The sequence below is a fragment of the Sinomonas sp. ASV486 genome, from assembly GCF_030908215.1.
Lineage (GTDB): Bacteria > Actinomycetota > Actinomycetes > Actinomycetales > Micrococcaceae > Sinomonas > Sinomonas puerhi.
Map to the genome: position 1 here is coordinate 56,612 of NZ_JAVFJK010000011.1, position 19,400 is coordinate 76,011.

Annotated in this window: 19 protein-coding genes; 14 read left to right on the forward strand and 5 right to left on the reverse strand. The window is 69.8% G+C overall.

Features of this window, described 5'->3' with window-relative positions; all coding sequences use genetic code 11:
- Positions 1-188 precede the first annotated feature (188 nt).
- The 8 genes from RBS60_RS15440 (at position 189) to RBS60_RS15475 (ending at position 7,955) form a co-directional block, all read left to right on the forward strand.
- Positions 189-491 (forward strand): hypothetical protein, encoded by a 303-nt coding sequence (locus RBS60_RS15440; protein WP_307958471.1) that lies wholly within the window; start codon positions 189-191, stop codon positions 489-491.
- A gap of 23 nt (positions 492-514) precedes the next feature.
- Entirely contained in the window at positions 515-1,762 is a 1,248-nt protein-coding gene (locus RBS60_RS15445) for a S8 family serine peptidase (protein ID WP_307958472.1), read from the forward strand.
- Positions 1,763-2,078: 316 nt separating this feature from the next.
- Positions 2,079-3,677: a succinic semialdehyde dehydrogenase gene (locus tag RBS60_RS15450; protein ID WP_307958473.1), complete on the forward strand. Its 1,599-nt coding sequence runs from the start codon at positions 2,079-2,081 to the stop codon at positions 3,675-3,677.
- A 68-nt stretch (positions 3,678-3,745) separates the two neighbouring features.
- Entirely contained in the window at positions 3,746-4,600 is an 855-nt protein-coding gene (locus RBS60_RS15455) for an SDR family oxidoreductase (RefSeq protein ID WP_307958474.1), read from the forward strand.
- An 88-nt stretch (positions 4,601-4,688) separates the two neighbouring features.
- Entirely contained in the window at positions 4,689-5,459 is a 771-nt protein-coding gene (locus RBS60_RS15460; protein ID WP_307958475.1) for a prolipoprotein diacylglyceryl transferase family protein, read from the forward strand.
- 119 nt (positions 5,460-5,578) lie between these two features.
- Positions 5,579-5,854 carry a hypothetical protein gene (locus RBS60_RS15465; RefSeq protein WP_307958476.1) on the forward strand — a complete coding sequence of 92 codons (276 nt, stop codon included), beginning with the start codon at positions 5,579-5,581 and terminating at the stop codon, positions 5,852-5,854.
- Complete coding sequence (locus RBS60_RS15470) at positions 5,851-7,545, forward strand: radical SAM protein (RefSeq protein ID WP_307958477.1); 1,695 nt, start codon at positions 5,851-5,853, stop codon at positions 7,543-7,545. Before RBS60_RS15465 ends, RBS60_RS15470 begins: the two co-directional genes overlap by 4 nt.
- On the forward strand, positions 7,542-7,955 hold the full coding sequence (locus tag RBS60_RS15475) for a hypothetical protein (protein WP_307958478.1): 414 nt from the start codon (positions 7,542-7,544) through the stop codon (positions 7,953-7,955). Before RBS60_RS15470 ends, RBS60_RS15475 begins: the two co-directional genes overlap by 4 nt.
- A 20-nt stretch (positions 7,956-7,975) precedes the next feature.
- Here RBS60_RS15475 and RBS60_RS15480 read toward each other — a convergent pair whose 3' ends face one another.
- From RBS60_RS15480 to RBS60_RS15495, 4 genes are all read right to left on the reverse strand, one after another.
- Entirely contained in the window at positions 7,976-8,656 is a 681-nt protein-coding gene (locus RBS60_RS15480; RefSeq protein WP_307958479.1) for a GntR family transcriptional regulator, read from the reverse strand.
- 111 nt (positions 8,657-8,767) lie between these two features.
- Positions 8,768-9,775 (reverse strand): transketolase C-terminal domain-containing protein, encoded by a 1,008-nt coding sequence (locus tag RBS60_RS15485; RefSeq protein ID WP_307958480.1) that lies wholly within the window; start codon positions 9,773-9,775, stop codon positions 8,768-8,770.
- Positions 9,772-10,713, reverse strand: a complete 942-nt coding sequence (locus RBS60_RS15490) for a transketolase (protein WP_307958481.1) — start codon at positions 10,711-10,713, stop codon at positions 9,772-9,774. The genes RBS60_RS15485 and RBS60_RS15490 overlap by 4 nt, the downstream gene beginning before the upstream one ends.
- Before the next feature lie 35 nt (positions 10,714-10,748).
- Positions 10,749-12,092, reverse strand: coding sequence for an MFS transporter (locus RBS60_RS15495; RefSeq protein WP_307958482.1), 1,344 nt, complete (start codon positions 12,090-12,092; stop codon positions 10,749-10,751).
- A 216-nt stretch (positions 12,093-12,308) separates the two neighbouring features.
- On the opposite strand from RBS60_RS15495, the gene RBS60_RS15500 reads away from it, so the two are divergent.
- The 4 genes from RBS60_RS15500 to RBS60_RS15515 are packed head-to-tail and all read left to right on the forward strand — an operon-like array spanning position 12,309 to position 16,261.
- Entirely contained in the window at positions 12,309-13,169 is an 861-nt protein-coding gene (locus RBS60_RS15500; RefSeq protein ID WP_307958483.1) for a sugar phosphate isomerase/epimerase, read from the forward strand.
- A gap of 20 nt (positions 13,170-13,189) precedes the next feature.
- Entirely contained in the window at positions 13,190-13,963 is a 774-nt protein-coding gene (locus RBS60_RS15505; RefSeq protein WP_307958484.1) for an SDR family NAD(P)-dependent oxidoreductase, read from the forward strand.
- Between the two features lie 37 nt (positions 13,964-14,000).
- Complete coding sequence (locus tag RBS60_RS15510) at positions 14,001-15,770, forward strand: dihydroxyacetone kinase family protein (RefSeq protein ID WP_307958485.1); 1,770 nt, start codon at positions 14,001-14,003, stop codon at positions 15,768-15,770.
- On the forward strand, positions 15,767-16,261 hold the full coding sequence (locus RBS60_RS15515; RefSeq protein ID WP_307958486.1) for a ribose-5-phosphate isomerase: 495 nt from the start codon (positions 15,767-15,769) through the stop codon (positions 16,259-16,261). The genes RBS60_RS15510 and RBS60_RS15515 overlap by 4 nt, the downstream gene beginning before the upstream one ends.
- 144 nt (positions 16,262-16,405) lie before the next feature.
- On the opposite strand, the gene RBS60_RS15520 is transcribed toward RBS60_RS15515, so the two are convergent.
- Positions 16,406-16,888 (reverse strand): MarR family winged helix-turn-helix transcriptional regulator, encoded by a 483-nt coding sequence (locus RBS60_RS15520; protein WP_307958487.1) that lies wholly within the window; start codon positions 16,886-16,888, stop codon positions 16,406-16,408.
- A 277-nt stretch (positions 16,889-17,165) separates the two neighbouring features.
- On the opposite strand from RBS60_RS15520, the gene RBS60_RS15525 reads away from it, so the two are divergent.
- Together RBS60_RS15525 and RBS60_RS15530 are read left to right on the forward strand one after the other, a co-directional pair.
- Positions 17,166-18,479, forward strand: coding sequence for an SLC13 family permease (locus tag RBS60_RS15525; RefSeq protein ID WP_307958488.1), 1,314 nt, complete (start codon positions 17,166-17,168; stop codon positions 18,477-18,479).
- The gene (locus tag RBS60_RS15530) at positions 18,472-19,383 is read left to right on the forward strand and encodes an NAD(P)-dependent oxidoreductase (RefSeq protein WP_307958489.1); all 912 of its coding nucleotides are present in this window, start codon (positions 18,472-18,474) and stop codon (positions 19,381-19,383) included. Before RBS60_RS15525 ends, RBS60_RS15530 begins: the two co-directional genes overlap by 8 nt.
- Positions 19,384-19,400 lie beyond the last annotated feature (17 nt).

Consider the following 19,400-nt stretch of genomic DNA (forward strand, 5'->3'; position numbering starts at 1 on the left):
GCCCGCGCGGAGAGGGCCCGGCTCACCGCGCGGCCGGGCCGCCCGCCTGGCACCGGCAACTACCACGGACACGACCTCGGGATGAGCCCATTCGGCGCGATGGAGGTCCTGCCAACAGCGCGGTGCGGAGCCTACCCGGGCGCGCGCTGCGGGGGTACCTTTACGGCACGCACCGCGGAAGGACGGCCATGACACGCTTCCTCATCACCTACCACGGCATGCCGTATCCGGAGACCGACGTCGTCGCCGAGAGCCGCCGCGCCCTGCGTGCCTGGGCGGATGCAAAGCTCGGCGCCGCGCTCGTCGATTTCGGGGCGCCCGTGCTTCTCGGAGGGCAGCTGTCCGCCGGTCAGGCTACAGATCCGGTCGAGATCGACGGGTACACGATCATCGAGGCACGCTCACTCTCCGAGGTGCGCGACATCCTCGCGGACCACCCGTATCTGGCACGCGGCGGGACCCTGCAGATCAACGAGTGCGTGGCGATGTGACGCCGAAAAGAGGGAGAAAAAGCATGAAGAAGACCATTCTTGCCAGCATCGCCGCGGCGATCATCGCCGTCAGTCCGCTCACGGCTGTGCCTGCGGCGAGCGCGGGAGACCAGCCGCCTTCACACGTCGCGGGGCAGATCCTCGTCAAGTTCAGCGACAATCGCGCGTCCGCCGGTGTGCTCCGCGAGCACGGGCTGAGCGATGGCCCGAGCATCGGCAGCACGGGCGCCCGCCTCATCACGGTCCCGGCCGGCTCGGAACTCCGGCTCGTTGCAGCGCTCAGCAGCAACCCGGCCGTCGAGTATGCCGAACCGGACGCGATCGCGACCGCCGTGACGAACGATCAGTACTTCCCGCGCCAATACGCACTCCAGAACACAGGCCAATCGTTCACCAACACGGCCGGAACGATCACGGTGGCCGGCGGCACGCCGCACGCCGACGTCGACGCCGTCGACGCCTGGACCGTCACGACGGGCGTCGGGACCAAGGTCGCCGTCCTTGACACGGGCGTCGCAGGCGATAACCCCGACATCGCGCCCAAGGTCGTAAAGCAAGCCAACTTCAGCACGTCCTCGACAACGGATGACCTCTACGGGCACGGCACGCACGTGGCCGGCATCGTCGCCGCCATAGCCGACAACACGATCGGGGTCGCGGGCGTGTGCCCGGGCTGCGTGATCCTCAACGGCAAGGTCCTCGACGACAGCGGATCGGGCTCTTCCTCGGCCATTGCGCGGGGCATCGACTGGGCTGTTGCCAACGGCGCGAAGGTCATCAACATGAGCCTCGCGATGCGCTTCTCGTCCCTCACCCTCGAAACCGCTGTCAACAACGCGTGGAACCACGGGGTGGTCATCGTTGCCGCGGCGGGCAACTCCGGCTCCCAGGCCAAGATGTACCCGGCCGCCTACACCAACGTCATCGCCGTGGCGGCCACCGACAACAACGACGCGAAGGCATCCTTCTCGACATACGGTGCCAAGTGGGTGGATCTCGCGGCGCCCGGGGTCAGCGTCTACTCGACCTTCCCGAATCACCCGTTCGGCCTGCAGACCACCTACAACCGTTCGCTGGACTACGACATCGGCAGCGGCACGTCGATGGCCTCTCCCATCGTCGCCGCCACCGTGGCCTTGGCGTGGAACGCGCATCCCGCCTACACGAACGCCGATGTCCGAGCGCACGTCGAGTCCACTGCCGACAAGATCGCCGGAACCGGGTCCTACTGGGCGAATGGCCGCGTGAACGCGAACGGCGCCGTCCACTAGGCCGCGCGGCCACACTGTGGCTGGGCGCACGGGCGCGCTCAGCCTGCTAACCTGGACGTCACGTCGTCCTGTTGCCAGCCCTCCTCCCCAGCTTTAGGCTTCAAGTTATGGGGTGTCGCGGGCCTCTCGCGGCGTGTCGGACAGTGAGATCGCACGAAAGCCGGGGACGACGGCACGGTGTCGGCCCAGGCCTCCGGCGACGACCCTCACGAGATGCCCCCAGAAGGTGACTCGTCGAGGCTGAGGTGGCCGCCGCCGTCCCAGCCGTCGAGACAGCACTGGCTACCGGAGAGTAACAATGGCAGACTCCCAGTTCATGACATCCCGGACAACGGCGCCCGGCGCCACCGCATCCACCTCGCCTGCCGGCGGGCCCACCACCGCGCCCGACGCTCCGCGCGCCTCCTTCGAGCAGCTGGCCTCCCTCGCCACGGGAACCGGCCCCGCGCTCGAGGTGACCGCCCCGTTCGACGGGCAGCCACTCGGCGTCGTGCGCCAAGCCGCGGAGGGCGAGGTCGCGGCGGCTGTGCAGCGCGCCAGGGAGGCGCAGAAGCGCTGGGCGGCGACCCCCGCGAGGACCAGGGCCGCCGTGGCCCGGCGTTTCGCGAAGCTCGTGCTGGACCGGCGGGACGAGATCCTCGACGTGGTCCAGGCAGAGACCGGCAAGTCGCGTCTCGCCGCCCTCGAGGAGGTCGTGGACGCCTCGATGACGGCCTCGCACTACGCGCACACGGCCCCCGGGCTCCTGCGTCCGCGGCGCCATGTCGGCACCTTCCCGCTCCTGACGCAGACCACCGAGCTGCGCCATCCGAAGGGCGTGGTCGGGGTCATCACCCCCTGGAACTACCCGTTCACGCTCGTGGCGAGCGACTCCATCCCCGCGCTGCTCGCGGGCAACGCCGTAGTCATCAAGCCGGACCACCAGACCCCGTACTCGGGCCTGATGGTCCTGGACCTCCTGTGGCAGGCCGGGCTCCCCGACGGGCTCGCGCAGGTGGTGCTCGGACCCGGCGCCGTGGTGGGGCCGCAGCTCATCGACGCGGTCGACTTCGTGATGTTCACAGGCTCGACGGCGACCGGACGGGTTGTGGCGCAGCGCGCCGCCGGGCGGCTCATCGGGTTCTCTGCGGAGCTGGGCGGCAAGAACCCGCTCATCGTGCTGCCCGACGCGAACATCCCCGCGGCCGCGGCCGGCGCCGCACGGGCCTGCTTCGCCAATGCGGGCCAGCTGTGCGTGGGGCCCGAGCGGATCTATGTGCACGAGGCCGTCCGCTCGCGGTTCACCGAGGCGTTCCTCGACGAGGTCTCGAGGATTCGCGTCGCGCCCGGGACGTCCTGGGACGCGGACATGGGCTCGCTCATCTCCCCCGCGCACCTCGCGCGGGTCCAGGCGCACTTGGACGACGCCGTGGGCAAGGGCGCACGGATCCTCGCCGGCGGCGCCGCCCGGCCCGATCTGGGTCCGGGCTTCTTCGCCCCCACCGTGCTCACCGACGTCCCCGAGACCGCGGACCTCGTGCGTTCCGAGACCTTCGGTCCCGTCGTGGCCATCTACCCCGTCCGGACCGAGGACGAGGCCATCGCCCGCGCCAACGACAGCGTCCTGGGGCTCAACGCGAGCGTGTGGACCACGCCGTCGCGCGGGCGGGCGCTCGGCTCCCGGATCGAGGCCGGAACCGTCAACGTCAACGAGGGCTACGCGGCCGCGTGGGCCTCGCATTCGGCGCCGATGGGCGGCTGGAAGGAGTCCGGACTGGGCCGCCGCCACGGAGCGGAGGGCCTGCTGAAGTACACCGAGGCCCAGACCGTCTCGGTGCAGCACGCCCTGCCCATCGCCCCCTGGACCGGGATGAGCAACGAGCGCTTCGCGAACCTCTTCACCCGGGCCACAGGCATCCTCAACCGGTTCCGCTGAGGGGCCCGCGCCGGACTTCCTCCGCATGCAGGGCGCGACCGATGCTACTCGCTGGTAACCTACATCACATGTACCGAGGAACCCGCCTGCGTGGCACCCGCGTCCTGATCACCGGAGGAGCCTCCGGGATCGGCCGCCTCATGGCTCTGGAATCCGCCCGACGCGGCGCCGAGGTGGTCATCTGGGACCTCTCGGCCGACGGCGCCGCAGCGGTCGTCGCGGAGATCGTCGCCACCGGGGGCCTCGCCAGCTCGTACCCCGTGGACGTCACTGACACCGCCCACGTCGCAGAGGCTGCCCGGCAGACAGGTGACGTGGACGTCGTCGTGAACAACGCCGGCGTCGTGTCCGGGCAGACGCTGCTCGAGGCGAGCGAGTCCGCCCTGCGCCGGACCCTCGAGGTCAACGTGCTGGCCCTCTACTGGGTCACGCGGGCCTTCCTGCCGGGAATGATCGCCCGCGGCCGGGGCACCGTGGTGACGATCGCGAGCGCGGCCGGGCTGGTCGGCGTCGCCCGCCAGACCGACTACTCGGCGAGCAAGTTCGGCGCCTTCGGCTTCACGGAGTCGCTGCGGGCGGAACTGCGCGCGGACGGGCATGACGTCGGCACGCTCGTGGTGTGCCCGTACTACATCAACACCGGCATGTTCGAGGGCGTCGAGACGAAGTTCCCCGCTCTCCTGCCGATCCTCGAGGAACACGATGTAGCCCTCAAGGTCATCGACGGGATCGAGTCCGGCCGCGAGCAGATCATCCTGCCGCCGTTCGCCCGGCTCGTGCCGCTCATGCGCTTCCTGCCGACCCGGGCGTTCGACCGGGTGGCAGACTTCTTCGGCATCAACCACACGATGGACCACTTCGTGGGGCGGGCCGGGGCGAAGCGGGTTGCAGCGGGGAAGGCCGGGGCTGCGGCGGGGAAGTGAAGGTCGGCTGACGACTCGGCCCGAAGCCGCGTCAGGACGCGGCCGCTTGGTACTACCCGTTGAGGCTCCGGGGCCCTAGTCTGTGCGCATGACGACGGGGCTGCCGTTCGCGGGCAACGGTCTGGTGCATGGCGTGTTCATGGGACTCGGCATCGCGGCCGCACTCGTCTTCTACGCATTCGAGAAGCGGCGCCGAGGCCTCAGCGACCCTCGGCTGTGGACGCTCGCAGGCTTTGCACTCGCCTTCGGGGCCATCGGCTCGCGTATCACGTGGGACCCCACACGCCCCGTCTCACCGGTGGAGTGGTGGGTCGACGGCGACCGCAGCATCCTCGCGGGGCTGGTCGGGGCCTGGCTCGGCGTGCACCTCGGCAAACGGCTCATCGGGTACCGCATCTCCACCGGGGACCTGTTCGCGCCGTCCGTGGCGCTGGCCATGTCCATCGGCCGGATCGGGTGCCTGCTCACCGAGCTGCCCGGCACGCCGACGGGCGGGGACTGGGGATTCGTGCTCACCCCTGACCAGGCTGCGATGTTCGGTGCCCAGGCCGGGGTGGGGCTCCACCCCTCGTTCCTTTACGAGATCGCGTTCCACGCCGTGGCCTTCACGCTCATGCTCCGCTACCGGGACCGCGTGCGCCGCTCGGGCGACCTGTTCGTTTGCTATGTAGCGGCCTACGCGCTGTTCCGCTTCGGCGTCGAGTTTGTGCGGGGCAACGACGAGCTGTGGCTCGGCATGAGCCGGCCGCAGTGGTTCCTGCTCGCGATGCTGCCGCTGCTCGCGTGGCGCGTGTGGAAGGTGTTCACCCGCCCGGCCACGATTCCGGCCCTGGCCGGAATGGAAGGAGAGACCGCGTGACCGAGAAGCCCCCGGACGACGGCGAGGCCCTACCTCCCGCTCCTCCCCCGTCGGAGCCACCCTCCGAGGGGTCGCGGCCTCCCGGGGGCGATGGGCCGAAGCCTCCGCGAGGCGGCTCCATGCCGGCCGCGGCCGCCCTCGGCCTCATCTTCCTGTATGTGGTGGGCCTCTCGATGCTTCCCGCCATCGGGCCGAGGGGCCCGTATAGCGCTCCCGTGTCGGTGGAGGTCACGTATTGGAGCATCTTCATCGCGTACCTGGTCCTCGCCGTCGTGCTCGCGGTGCTGCGGAGGACCTCGCGGACGGGCTCGGGACTGCTGATCGCCTTCGGCATCTGGCTCCTCCTCGGCGGCGAGGTCTGCGTCGGCGTCCTCGTCCAGATGAGGCAGGCATGAGCGGCGACGAGCCGCGGGGACGCTGGGGAAGACCGGCGAGACAGGATGCCGCAGCCAGCCGCGCGCCGCTCGGCCCGGGGCAGCCGCTGCGCGGCGACCGGATCCACCGGTATGTCACCGCCTTCTGCCCGGAGTGCCATCAGGAGAACCCTGCCCTCGCTGAGGTGAGGAGGCTCGCGGGGGCGCTCATGGTGCGGGACGGGCGCGTGTGGCTCGAACGCGGGTGCCCCGACCACGGCCTGGTCCGGACGATGTACGACGAGTCGCCCGAGATCCTCACGTACCTCGAGAAGTGGCAGGCGCCCACCAAGCAACACGTGCCGGACGCCGCCGGCAACTACCGCCCGATCCCCGAGGCCTACGCCTACGGGCTGCCGGCCATGCAGACTCAGCACACGTGCATCCTCCTGCAGGACGTGATCGAGCACTGCAACCTCCGCTGCCCCACGTGCTTCACGGCGTCGGGCCCGCAGCTGCAGGGGGTCGCCCCGCTGGCGGAGGTCCTGGCCAACGTGGACACGCGGCTGTCCCGCGAGAACGGCCGCATTGATGTGCTCATGCTCTCCGGCGGCGAACCCACGCTCTACCCGTACCTCGAGGAGCTGCTCGACGAGCTCGTGGCGCGGCCGATCGTGCGCATCATGGTCAACAGCAACGGCGTCCTCATCGCGAACGACGACGGGCTCCTGAACCTCCTCGCCAAGCACCGCGAGCGCGTCGAGGTCTACCTCCAGTACGACGGGCCATCCCGTGAGTCCTCCGTGTACCACCGCGGCGGGGACCTGACCCGCATCAAGGACGCCGCCATCTCGCGGCTTTCCGAGGCCGGCGTCTTCACGACCCTCACCATGACCGCGACCCTCGGCGTGAACGACGGCGAGATCGGCGACGTCGTGCTCCGCGCCCTCGAGACCCCCTTCATGGGCGGGGTCGCGCTCCAGCCGGTCTTCGGCTCCGGCCGCGGCCACGGCATCGACTCGATGGACCGGCTCACCCACGGCGGCGTGCTGGCCCGGCTCGAGGAGCAGACCGGCGGCGCGGTCTCGTGGCACGACCTCACCGCCCTTCCGTGCTCGCACCCGCACTGCGCCTCGGTGGGCTACATGCTCAAGGACGACTCCGGCGTGTGGCGTTCGCTGACCGAGCTCATCGGGCACGACCGCCTGCTCCAGTGGCTCGAACTGGATCCGGACAGCATCGCGAACCGCATTGCCGACAGCGCGCTCCCGCTCGGCCTCCGCTCGATGATGAAGTCCTCCCTTCTCGACCTCCTGAGTGAGCAGTCCTCCCTGTCCCACCCGAGCACCGCGGAGCTGTGGAAGAACATCTGCACGCAGTGCGATCTCGGCATCGGCACGCTCACAACGCTCGCGGTGGGCTCGCTCCCCGGGCAGTACCAGCGGCTGCGGAAGCTGCTCGCCGAGCGGGTCACGCGCATCACGGTCAAGCCGTTCATGGACATCTCGACGATGATCGAGGAGCGGCTCATGCAGTGCTGCGTGCACGTGGGCACGAAGTCGGACGACGGCGCCCACCAGTGCGCTCCGTTCTGCGCCGTCCAGGCCTGGCCGCAGCTGTCACGGCAGCGGATGAGCACAGCGACGGGGCATCGCGCCGGCGGCCAGGCCACCGGCCTGGGGCTCCCCGTGATCCGTCACGAGCCGGTTTTCTCGACCTTGGAGACCCCGTGAGCGAGCAGGACGAGCGGGCCGCTGCCGCGCGCCGCATCGCGGCCGGCCCGACGCCGTCACGCCTCGTCGAAGCGGGAGGTGCGAAGCCGCCGTCGCCCGCGATCGGCGCGGAAGGCGACCCGCCGGCGTCGTCCGAGCTCGACACCGCACCGGCGACCGCCGCGCCGTTCGACCCCCTCCGGCTGTGCATCTTCGCGACGATCGCGCTGCTCGGGTGGATTGCGGGGCCGGTGGCGCTCGTCGTGTTCGGGGCGGTGGGGTTCGCCGGGTACTGGAAGGCGCGCCGGGCCGGGCTCACGCGCTCGAAGTGCTATCTCCGGGACACGCGGCTCGTGCTCGCGTACCTCGCGGTACTCACGGCGGCAGGGCTGTGGGGCGTCTACGCGGCGGTACACTCGCTTATCGCCTGAGCCCCGGGAGGGGCCTGCGGTCAGCGGACCGCCGGCTCCCGAGTCTCGCTGACGAGATTGTCCGAGGCGGAGTCCATGTGGGTCAGGATCGTCTCGCGGGCAGTCGCGGCGTCGCCGGACTCGACAGCGTCCACGATGGCGCGATGGCGGTCCACGCTCATGTTGCTCGTGGCCCGCTCGAGGCCCGCGAACATGATGGACATGCGGATCGAGCCCTCGAGGGACTGCCACTGGTGCAGGAGCGTCTCGTTCCCGGAGAGCCTGCAGAGGAGGCGGTGGAAGTCGAGGTCGGCCTCGATCCGGTCCTCGAGAGAGAACCCCGCCGCCGCGTCCATGTGCTCGAGCGCGTCGCGCAGCTCTCCCACGGCCTTGGCACGCCGCGGCTGCTCGATGAGCGTGCGGGCGGCGAGCGACTCGAGGGCCCCGCGCACGGCGAAGATGTCCCGGATCTCCTTGGCGTCGAGATGCCGCACGCTGAGCCGCCCGCGCGGTCCGGCCGTGGCGAGGCCCTCCTGCTCCAGCTGGCGCAAGGCCTCGCGGAGGGTTCCGCGGCTGATGCCGAGCATCTCGGACAGCTCAGTCTCGACGAGGTGCTGGCCCGGCGTGAGCTCGCCGGACGTGATGGCGCGGCGCAGGGCTGTTACGGCCTGCTCGCGCAGGCTCTTCTTCTCGAGCCCCAGCAGGGATGCTGCAACGGCCATGTCACCCTCCCGGGAGATTGTCGACTGTCATCCGGCAGTCGTTAACAGTGATGATACGGGCATGCGTGGGCCCCCTTCGGATCCACGCATGCCCGCGTTCATGACCTCGCGTCAGCCGAGCTCCGCGAGGACCTTCGCGACGATCCGGTCCACGCTCAGCCCGTATTTCGAGTGCAGCGTGGGGAGCGCACCGGCGTCGAGGAACTCGTCCGGCAGGCCGATCGGCACCACCCGGCGGGTCTGGCCCGAACGGACCAGCGCCGACGCGACCGTCTCGAACAGCCCGCCGACCACGGTGTGGTTCTCGAGCGTCACCGCGAGCCGATCCCCCGCGAGCTCGGCGAGGACGGTCGCCTCGTCGAACGGCTTGATCGTAGGGGTATGCACGACGGCGACATCCACCTTGTGCTTCTCGAGCTCGGCCGCCGCCTGAAGCGCCCGCATGGTCATGAGCCCCGAAGAGACCAGCACGACGTCGCGCCCGCCCCGCAGGACCTTGGCCTTGCCGAGTTCGAACGTGTAGTCGTACTCGTCCAGGACGGTGGGCACCTTGCCGCGCAGGAGCCGCAGGTACGTCGGCCCCTCCGAGGCCGCGAGCTGCGGGATGGCCTGGGCGATGTCCAAGGAGTCGCACGGGTCCACGATCGTGAGGTTGGGCATGCCGCGGAAGATCGCCATGTCCTCAGTCGCCTGGTGCGAGGGACCGTACCCGGTGGTCAGGCCGGGCAGCCCGCCCACGATGTTGACGTTGAGGTTCGGCTCCGCGATGTCCAGGCAGATGAAGTCGTAGGCCCGGCGCGCCGCGAACACCGAGTACGTCGAGGCGAACGGTACGAGCCCGGCCTCGGCCATCCCTGCGGCAGCCCCGAAGAGCAGCTGCTCGGCCATGCCCATCTGGAAGAACCGGTCCGGGTGGGCCTCGGCGAAGACGTGCATGTCGGTGTACTTGCCGAGGTCCGCCGTGAGGCCGACGATCCGGGAATCCGCCTCGGCGGCTGCCGCGAGCGCGTGTCCGAACGGGGCCGGGGCCGTCTTCTGGCCCGCGTCCGCGAACGAGGCGATCATGGCCGAGGTCTTGAGCCTCGGCGTCGCGCCCGTTGCCACTGCTGCCGTGCTCATGCCTTCTCCTCCTGACGCGCTGCGCCCTCGATGCCGTCGCGGCGTGCTGCCCAGCCGGCGTCCAGCTGCTCATTGCAGATGGCCCACTCGTGCTCCTCGATCCGCATGAAGTGCGCCTTCTCCCGCTGCTCGAGCAGCGGAACCCCGCGGCCCACCTTCGTGTCGCAGAGCACGACGGCGGGTGCGCCGTCGCCGTCGTCCGCGGCAGTCGACCCCGCGGCGTCGAACGCCTCCAGCAGCGCGCCGACGTCGTTCCCGTCCACGCGGAACACGCGCCAGCCGCACGCGGCCCACTTGTCCGCGACCGGCTCGGTGCGCAGCACGCCCTCGGTGGCACCGTCGGCCTGGAGCGCGTTGATGTCCACGACGGCGGTGAGCCGGCCGAGGCGATGGTGCGCGGCGCCCATCGCGGCCTCCCACGTCGAGCCCTCGTCGAGCTCGCCGTCGGAGAGGAAGTTGATGATCCGGGCCTGGTTGCCCCGGTAGCGCAGCCCGAGGGCGAGGCCCACGGCGATCGTGAGCCCGTGCCCGAGCGAGCCGCCCGAGATCTCCATGCCGGGCGTGTACGTGGACATCCCGGACATCGGCAGGCGAGAGCCGTCCGAGCCGTACGTCTCGAGCTCCTCGACCGGGATGATCCCGGCCTCGGCAAGCGCCGCGTAGAGGCCGATCGCGTAGTGGCCGGTGGAGAGCAGGAAGCGGTCGCGCCCCTCCCACTCGGGGTCCTCGGGGCGGAAGCGGAGCTGGTCCGCGTACACCGTGGCGAGGATGTCCGCGGCGCCGAGGGCCTGGCCCACGTAGCCCTGGCCCTGGACCTCGCCCATGAACAGGGCGTTGCGGCGGATGCGGTAGGCGGCGGCCTCGACGGCCGTGCGGCGCTCGACGCCGCCACCCGGGTGGGTGCCTCGGCTCGCCTCGACGGCGGTGCTCGGGGTCATGGGGTGTCCTTCCGGAATCGTGGTCGTGGCAGCGTTCATGCGTGGATGTGCTCGGGCAGCGGCGTCTCGGCGGAGATCCGCTCGGCGGCCTCGCGCTCGCGCTGGCCCCACGTCTCGCGGGTCGCGAGCGCGGCCCAGAGGCCGATCGCCCCGTAGAGGCTGAAGAGCAGCGCCGGGCCGATCCAGCCGAAGCTCACGAACAGGAGCGTCGTGATGAACGGGGTGAAACCGGAGACCATGGCCGAGATCTGGTAGGCGAGCGAGGCGCCGGAGGAGCGGGTCTTGGCCTGGAACAGCTCTGGGAACCAGGCGCCCTGGGCACCGGCGAGGGAGTTCTGGCAGACGGCGTAGGCGATCACGATGGTCGCCACGATGAAGATGAACATGCCGGTGTTGACGAGCAGGAACATCGGGACGCCGAACAGGACGGCGAACGCCGTGGACCAGATGTAGACGGGCCGGCGGCCGACCCTATCGGTCAGGGCGCCCCACTTCCAGGTGGCGATGATGCCGATCGCGGCGGCGATGCAGAGGGCGATGAGCGTCTGGTTCTTGTCCGCGAGCTTGGTGGAGTTGATGTAGGAGATCATGTACGTGATCGAGACGGCGTAGCCCGCGGTCTCGGCGATGCGCAGGCCGATGCCGCGCAGGATGTTGCGCCAGTCCTCGCGGACCACCTGGGCGATGGGCGACTTGGCGATCTCGCCGCGCTCCTTGACCTCCTCGAACACGGGCGACTCCGGCACCTTGGACCGAATGATGAGGCCCACGATGACGAGGGCGATGCTCGAGAGGAACGGGATGCGCCAGGCCCACTCGTTGCCGAGCTGGACGCTGAAGAGGAAGACGAGGTTGGCCAGCAGGAGGCCCACGGGGAAGCCGGCCTGGACGATGCCGGTCACGGCGCCCTTGCGGCGCCACGGTGCGTGCTCGTAGCTCATGAGGATCGCGCCGCCCCATTCGGCGCCGAACGCGAGGCCCTGGATGATGCGCACCGTGACGAGCAGCACCGGGGCGAGGACGCCCACCGCGGCGTAGGTCGGCAGGAGGCCGATGAGGAACGTCGCGAGGCCCATGAGGACGAGGGAGGCGACGAGGACGGGCTTGCGGCCGAGCCGGTCGCCGAGGTGGCCGCCGATGATGCCGCCGAGCGGACGGGCCGCGAAGCCCACGCCGAGCGTGGCGAAGGACGCCAGCGTGCCCGTGACGGCATCCGCGCCGGGGAAGAAGGCCGTGCCGAAGTAGAGTGCGGCGGCGGTGCCGAAGCCGATGAAGTCGTAGGTCTCGATGACGGCACCTACGGCGGAGCCCACGGCGACGCGCTTGGCGTCCTTGGTGCCGTGGACCGGGCCGCGCATGGCCAGAGCCTCGTTGCTCATTGCGTTCCTTCCGGAGGGGGATACTCTGCCGCCGTCGTTGTTGACAGTCGACATGATATGCCAGTGTGCGGTGCATCACCCTTCAATGTCAACAGTCAACTTTAAGGGTTGACTGTTGACAGTTAGCGGCCGTACCGTGGTTGAGGTCACACCGCCCCCTGTTCCCCCGCCCACCGCCCTGTGTCCCCCGCCCTGTTTCCCCCAGAAGGACCACTGATGTTCCACGACCGACTCGGCTGCTCGTCGATCAGCTTCCGGCACCTGCCACTCGCCGACGCGCTGCGCACTATGGCGGGCCTCGGCTTCGAGGAGATCGACCTCGGCGCACTGCCCGGAGTGTGCGACCACGTGCCGTACGGACTCACGGACGCCGATATCGACGAGGTGGCCGCCAGCGTTGCCGAGTCTGGCCTGCGCGTCCGCTCGGTGAACGGGGACATCGGCGACCTCAACGCGGTCCTCGAAGATGCGCTCGACTCTGCGCACGACGCCGGCGCCCTGACCGAGCGGGCCGCGCACCTCGACCGTCTCCTCACCCTCACCCGGACGGTCGGCGCCCGGGCCCTCGTGCTCCCGTGCGGGGCGCTGAGCCCCGAGCCCGTGCGCACCCTCGACGACGACCTCGACCTCGTAGCAGCCCAGCTCGCCGCAGCCGGCAGGCGCGCGGCCGCGTTCGGCGTCGAACTCTGGACCGAGTCCCTGCACTACTACCGCCTGTGCGGGACCCTCGACCGGGCCCTCGCCCTCGCCGACCGGCTCGAGGGCACCGGGGTTCGGCACGTCGTCGACCTCTCCCATGTGGTCGCGTCGGGGAGCCCGCCGGAGGACGCGATCGCTGCCCTCGCCGGCCGGGCGGGGAACGGGATCTCCCACGTCCACCTCCGCGACGCCGTGCCCGGGAACATCAACCTCAGCATCGGCAACGGCGCGGTGGACTTCGCCGGCGCGCTCGCCGCCCTGCGCGAGACGGGCTTCGACGGGCACTTTTCGCTCGAGCTCGAGGCCCACGACCTCACCCACGACGAGCGCCCCGCAGCAGCCGCGAAGGCCGCGAGCTTCATCACCGATCTCATCTAGAGCAACCAGAAGGAACCACCATGACCAGCATCCAGCGCACTGCCATCCTCACCGGGGCCACGTCCGAGAAGGGCATCGGCGTCGCCACCGCCCGCCGCTACGCCAGCGAGGGCTGGGGCGTCGTCATCCTGGACCTCGACGGCGAGAAGTCCGCGAAGACCGCCCAGGACATCGCGAACGAGTTCAACGTGCCCGCGTTCGGGCACGAGGTCGACGTCGCGGACGAGGCCTCGGTCGCCGCTGCCGCAGCCGCTGTCGCCGCCGAGGTCGGGGCGGGCCGCCTGCCCGTGGTCGGCGCGCTCGCGAACATCGCCGGGATCACCTCCCCCGTGCCGTTCCTCGAGACGGACCTCGCACTGTGGAACAAGGTCATGGCCGTCAACGCCACGGGCACCTACCTCGTCACGAAGGCGTTCCTGCCGGCGATGATCGAGGCCGGCTGGGGCCGCATCGTGAACATGTCCTCGGTGTCCGCCCAGCGCGGCGGCGGGGTGTTCGGCAAGGTCCCGTATTCGGCCGCGAAGGCCGCCATCCTGGGCTTCACGAAGGCTCTCGCCCGTGAGATCGCTCCCACCGGGATCACCGTCAACGCGATCACGCCCGGCGCCGTCGACACCAACATCCGCGTGGGCAGCACCGACGAGCAGGAGGCCGCCATCGCGCGCGACATCCCCCTCGGCCGCACCGCGAGCACCGAGGAGATCGCCTCGGTCATCACGTGGCTCTCGTCCGACGGCGCCTCGTACCTCACCGGCACCACGGTGGACATCAACGGCGGCAGCCACATCCACTGATCCGTCCCCGCCAGACTCTGTCCTTCAGGAGACACCCATGACGCGCCTCTCCAACGACCCCGCGGACTTCGCCGACGAAGCCCTCGCGGGCTTCTGCGACCTCCACGCGGGCCTCGTCCGCCAGGTGCCCGGCGGCGCCGTCCGCCGGCGCCGCCCCGCCGAGCCCAAGGTCGCCGTCCTCGCGGGGGGCGGCTCGGGCCACTACCCCGCCTTCGCCGGGCTCATCGGCACGGGCTTCGCCGACGGAGCCGTGGTGGGCAACATCTTCACCTCGCCCTCGGCCCAGCAGGCCTACACCGTGGCCCGCGCCGCGGAGTCCGGCGCCGGCGTCGTGTTCACGTACGGCAACTACGCCGGGGACGTCATGAACTTCGGCCTCGCTTCCGAGCGTCTCACTGCCGAGGGAATCCGAGCCGAGAACGTCCTCGTCACGGACGACATCGCATCCGCCCCCGCCGCCGAGTCGGAACGCCGTCGCGGGATCGCGGGCGACTTCGTGGTCTTCAAGGCCATGGGCGCGGCCGCCGAGGCGGGGATGGACCTCGACGAGGTGGTGCGCGTGGGCCGCAAGGCCAACGAGCGCACCCGGACCCTCGGCACCGCGTTCTCGGGCTGCACGTTCCCCGGCGCCGACGCCCCGCTGTTCACGCTGCCGGAGGGGCACATGGGCCTCGGCCTCGGGATCCACGGCGAGCCCGGCCTGCGCGACGTTCCGCTGCCCACGGCCGCGGAGCTCGGCCGCACGCTCGTGGAGGGCGTCCTCGCGGAGGCGCCCGAAGGCGCGCCCGAAGGCGCCGCACCTGATCGCGCCGGCGCGCGGATCGCCGTGCTGCTCAACGGGCTCGGCAGCACGAAGCACGAGGAGCTGTTCGTCCTGTGGGCCACCGTTGCGCCACTGCTGCGCGAGGCTGGGTACGAGATCGTCGCGCCGGAGGTCGGCGAGCTGGTCACGAGCCTCGACATGGCCGGGGTCTCGCTCACGGTCACCTGGCTCGACGACGAGCTCGAGGAGCTCTGGCTCGCGCCCGCCGAGACGCCTGCGTTCCGGCGAGGATCGGTCGCCGCCGGTACTGCCGTAGAGTCCGCGGACGACGGCGCCGGGCCGGCCGCCGCTGAGGAGGTCGCGCCGTCCTCCGAAGACTCGCGCGGGTACGCCGCGGCGTGCGTCGAGGCTCTCCGCGCGGCATCCGCGCGGCTCGTGGAGCTCGAGGCGCAGCTCGGGGCGCTGGACGCCGTTGCGGGCGATGGCGACCACGGCCGCGGCATGGTCCGCGGGGCGGGGGCCGCGCTCCTGGCTGCGCGTGGGGCGCTCGAAGCCGGGCGAGGGGCCGGATCGGTCCTGGCCGCGGCCGGGGACGCGTGGGCAGACCGGGCCGGCGGGACCTCTGGGGTCCTGTGGGGCGCCGGGCTGCGCGCGTGGGGCGAGGCGATCGGGGACCTCGAGGTGCCGGACGCCGCGGGCGTCTCAGTCGGGGTCGCCGCCTTCTCCGCCCGGATCGCCGCACTCGGCGGGGCGCAGCCGGGCGACAAGACGCTCGTGGACGCGCTGGTGCCGTTCGAGACCGAGCTGCAGCGCGCCGTCGTGCGCGGGGCCAGCCTTGCCGATGCGTGGGCGGACGCCTGCGGCGCAGCCGAGTCCGCCGCGGCGGCAACCGCGGGGCTCAGGCCGCTCAAGGGCAGGGCCCGACCGCTCGCCGAGAAGAGCGTGGGCACGCCGGATCCTGGCGCGACATCGCTCGCCGCGGTGTTCGCGGCACTCGGTCCGGCACTTATCGCTGCTGCCAACTACGAGGAGGTGTCCGCATGAGCGGGCAGAACACAGGTCTCGCGACGAGCGGACTGCGCATCGTCATCGGCTCCGACGAGGCCGGGGTGGACTACAAGGACGCCCTGCTGGCGGATCTCGAGGCGGACCCTCGCGTGGCCGAGGTGATCGACATCGGCGTACGCCGCGAGGCCGACGACTTCACCCGCCCGTACCCGTACGTGGGCCTCGCGGCCGGACAGATGATCAGCGAGGGCCGGGCAGACCGGGCCCTCCTGTTCTGCGGGACCGGGCTCGGCGTCGCGATCGCGGCGAACAAGGTCCCGGGCATCCGGGCCGCGACAGCCCACGACTCGTTCTCCGTGGAGCGTTCGGTCCTGTCCAACAACTGCCAGATCCTCACGATGGGCCAACGCGTCGTGGGGCTCGAGCTCGCCCGCCGGCTGGCGCGCGAGTGGATCGGGTACACGTTCGACCCGGCCTCTGCCTCCGCGGCCAAGGTCCAGGTGCTCAGCGACTACGAGGGCTGCTGACCGCCGACCTCGGCGGTTGAGTCGGACTCGGCACCGAGCCCCGCAGCGCCGCACCGCAGCATGCCTCTCCCTCTGAGGGAGAATGGCGTGCCGCGGTGCGGCGCTGCACTGCGTTGCGTGGAGTGCTTGAGGCACTGGCGGCGATCAGGATGCGTGCTCCGAGTTGGCGCGGAAGAGCTCGGTCATGGCCTGGGCCACCTGGCGCGCCCGATCCTCGCCGAGGACGTCGATGAATGCCTCGTGATTGATCCGCTCCACCAGCCGAAGCAGATCGTCCGCCACCTTGGCCCCCTCCGGCGTGAACTCGAGAAAGGTGACGCGCCGATCGTCGTCGCAGGCGGCGCGGGCAACGAGCCCGCGGCGGGCCATCTTGTCGGCGAGCTTGGTGAACCCGCCCGTGGTGAAGGACGAGGCGCGGGCCAATTTCGCCATCGGCGCGCGGCGGTCCGGAGTCCTGAGCAGGTTGAGCATGACCTGCGCCTCCGCCTCATTCAGGGACAGTTCGCGCTGGATGGCCCGCTGGATCCGCCTATTGGTGACATCGAAGCCGTTGATCACACGGCCCCAGAGCTCCACGGGTTCGCTGCCAGTCGATGCCTGGATGTCCACCGGTGTCGTGTCTCCCATCTATCGCTCGCTGACCCCCACCACATTAGCTTCCTTGGAAGCAATATGGCACCGCAGAACCGGCCATTGTGGCGCGCCAGACAGGATCCCATGGCCAACATCACGGCATATTTCCTTGTTTCGAAACGCTACGTAGTGCAACTATCTTCTACGGAAGCAATTGGCGCGGAAGCGACTGGAAGGCAACCCATCCAGCCGGCCACGCGGAGTCGGGCCCCCACCAAAGAGGCCCCTGAACTGAGGAAGTCATGAGCACTGTGAACAGAGGCGAGTCACGATGACCGCACTGGGCTTGATTGGCATCGTTGTGGGCCTGGCCCTTCTTGTCTACGCCATCTACAAGGGGTACAGCCTCGTGATCGCCGCTCCCGTGGCCACGATGGTCGTCATCCTGTTCAACGGCATGCCCTTCATCGGAAGCATGTTCGGACCGGAGAAGTCCTACATGTCGGGGCTCGCCTCGTTCATGCTGAGCAACTTCCCGGTGTTCCTCTTCGGGGCCATCCTGGCGAAGTACATGGACAAGAGCGGCGCCGCGCTCTCCATTGCAGAGAAGCTCATGTCCCTCGTAGGAACCAGCAGCCCCTACCGAGCGCTGGTCTCGCTGTTCGTGATCGCTTCGGTGCTCACCTTCGGCGGCATCAACGTCTTCGTCGTGATCTTCATCCTGATCCCCATGGCACTGCCGATCTTCAAGCGCTACAACATCTCCTGGGGCCTCGTCATCATCCCGATCTTCGGCGGCGGCGCGACCTACACCATGACGATGATCCCCGGGTCCCCTTCCCTCCACAACGTCGTTCTCTCCAACGCTCTGGGGACACCGCTGACCGCGGCACCACTGGTCGGCGCCCTCACGAGCGTGGCGGCAGTCGCCTTCCTCCTCATCTACATGAAGGTCGCTCTGGCCCGGAGCCTGAGGAAGAACGAAAAGTTCGAAGGCGACGAGGGAAGCATGGGCGGCACTGACATGTTCGCCCGCGAGCGCCCGTCCTTCCTGGTGAGCATCCTTCCGATCGTCGTCCTTCTGGCCCTCATCCTTGCCCTGAGCTTTGTGAGCCAGATCATCATCTACGCGCTCCTCGCCGCGATCGTGCTGAGTGCGGTGCTGTTCCGTCGATACATCAAGCAGAAGGACGTCATCAACCAGGGGACCGCCGACTCGCTGACCTCTGTCCTGGCCACCGGCAGCACGATTGCGTTCGGCAGCTTCGCCGTGGGCGTTCCGGCCTTCTCCTCGGTGTTCCACGCCATCTTGTCCATTCCGGGAAACCCCTACATCTCGTTGAGCGTGGGCACCATGGTCCTGGCAGGGATCAGCGCATCATCCGTGGGAGCGGAGGGGATTGCCGTCAAGTCGTTCGCCCCCGCGTATCTGCACCTCGGTCTCAGCCCCGAGACCGTCCACCGCGCCATCGCGATCTCCGCTGGAACGTCCCTGTTCCCCCACAACGGGTTCCTGGCCGTGTTCAACGGCCTGGCACGGCTCACGCTCAGACAGTCCTTCGTCCGAGCCTTCATCAGCCTCCACGTACCCCACTACATCGGAATCGTCATCCTGGTGATCCTGGCCAGCACTGGCCTTGCCTGAGCGGTCAGCGTTCACAGGGAACCATGACAGCCGAGATCAAAACACAACACCCACTGAAAGGCACCTCATCATGAGCAAGAGAATCGGTTTCGTCGGACTGGGGACCATGGGACTTCCCATGGCAGTGAACCTGAACAGGGCCGGGTTCGAGGTGATCGGCTACGACGCCTTCGAGGGCAGCCGCGTCAAGGCCAAGGCCGCCGGCATCACCATCGCCGCGAGCCTGAAGGACGTCGCCGCGCAGGCCGAGGACACCGTCATCTCGATGGTCCGCGACTACGCCCAGAACCTGGACGTCATCCTCGGCGAGGACGGGCTCCTCTCCGCCGTCCCGAAGGGCCTGACGATCATCGTCATGAGCACCCTGGACCCCGACACGATGAACGAGCTCGGCCAGAAGGTCGAGGCCGCCGGGGACGTCAAGCTCATCGCCGCAGCCGTCAGCGGCGGCGCGACCGGAGCCCAGGCCGGCACCCTCTCGATCATGGCCTCCGGCCACGAGGACCGAGTAACGGCGGCACGCCCGTACTTCGACGCCGTCGGCTCCAACGTCTTCTACTACGGCGCCCAGCCGGGCAACAGCCAGGCCGCGAAGCTGGTCAACAACCTCGTCCTGGGCATCACCATGAACGCCGTCGCCGAAGGGCTCACCTTCGGTGCGCACTACAGCCTGCCCCAGGACGAGCTGCTGAACCTGTTCAAGGCCAGCACCGGGGACAGCTGGGTCGCCCGCAACTGGGACTCCGTCTCCGAATGGACCGCGGACACGGCCCTCGCCGTGCTCCTGAAGGACCTCAAGGCCGCCCACCTCAAGGGCCTCGAGCACAACATCCCCATGCCCTTCAACGCCCTCTCCTCCACCCAGCTCTTCCACTCCATGGGCAAGGAACCCAAGGCCAAGTGAGCCGAGCCGCCTGACCG

Excerpts from the sequence above, each read along its gene's own strand:
- RBS60_RS15440 (WP_307958471.1), top strand. The coding sequence starts at position 189 with ATGACACGCTTCCTCATCACCTACCACGGCATGCCGTATCCGGAGACC.
- RBS60_RS15445 (WP_307958472.1), top strand. The coding sequence starts at position 515 with ATGAAGAAGACCATTCTTGCCAGCATCGCCGCGGCGATCATCGCCGTC.
- RBS60_RS15450 (WP_307958473.1), top strand. The coding sequence starts at position 2,079 with ATGACATCCCGGACAACGGCGCCCGGCGCCACCGCATCCACCTCGCCT.
- RBS60_RS15455 (WP_307958474.1), top strand. The coding sequence starts at position 3,746 with ATGTACCGAGGAACCCGCCTGCGTGGCACCCGCGTCCTGATCACCGGA.
- RBS60_RS15460 (WP_307958475.1), top strand. The coding sequence starts at position 4,689 with ATGACGACGGGGCTGCCGTTCGCGGGCAACGGTCTGGTGCATGGCGTG.
- RBS60_RS15465 (WP_307958476.1), top strand. The coding sequence starts at position 5,579 with ATGCCGGCCGCGGCCGCCCTCGGCCTCATCTTCCTGTATGTGGTGGGC.
- RBS60_RS15470 (WP_307958477.1), top strand. The coding sequence starts at position 5,851 with ATGAGCGGCGACGAGCCGCGGGGACGCTGGGGAAGACCGGCGAGACAG.
- RBS60_RS15480 (WP_307958479.1), bottom strand. The coding sequence starts at position 8,656 with ATGGCCGTTGCAGCATCCCTGCTGGGGCTCGAGAAGAAGAGCCTGCGC.
- RBS60_RS15485 (WP_307958480.1), bottom strand. The coding sequence starts at position 9,775 with ATGAGCACGGCAGCAGTGGCAACGGGCGCGACGCCGAGGCTCAAGACC.
- RBS60_RS15490 (WP_307958481.1), bottom strand. The coding sequence starts at position 10,713 with ATGACCCCGAGCACCGCCGTCGAGGCGAGCCGAGGCACCCACCCGGGT.
- RBS60_RS15495 (WP_307958482.1), bottom strand. The coding sequence starts at position 12,092 with ATGAGCAACGAGGCTCTGGCCATGCGCGGCCCGGTCCACGGCACCAAG.
- RBS60_RS15500 (WP_307958483.1), top strand. The coding sequence starts at position 12,309 with ATGTTCCACGACCGACTCGGCTGCTCGTCGATCAGCTTCCGGCACCTG.
- RBS60_RS15505 (WP_307958484.1), top strand. The coding sequence starts at position 13,190 with ATGACCAGCATCCAGCGCACTGCCATCCTCACCGGGGCCACGTCCGAG.
- RBS60_RS15510 (WP_307958485.1), top strand. The coding sequence starts at position 14,001 with ATGACGCGCCTCTCCAACGACCCCGCGGACTTCGCCGACGAAGCCCTC.
- RBS60_RS15515 (WP_307958486.1), top strand. The coding sequence starts at position 15,767 with ATGAGCGGGCAGAACACAGGTCTCGCGACGAGCGGACTGCGCATCGTC.
- RBS60_RS15520 (WP_307958487.1), bottom strand. The coding sequence starts at position 16,888 with ATGGGAGACACGACACCGGTGGACATCCAGGCATCGACTGGCAGCGAA.
- RBS60_RS15525 (WP_307958488.1), top strand. The coding sequence starts at position 17,166 with ATGACCGCACTGGGCTTGATTGGCATCGTTGTGGGCCTGGCCCTTCTT.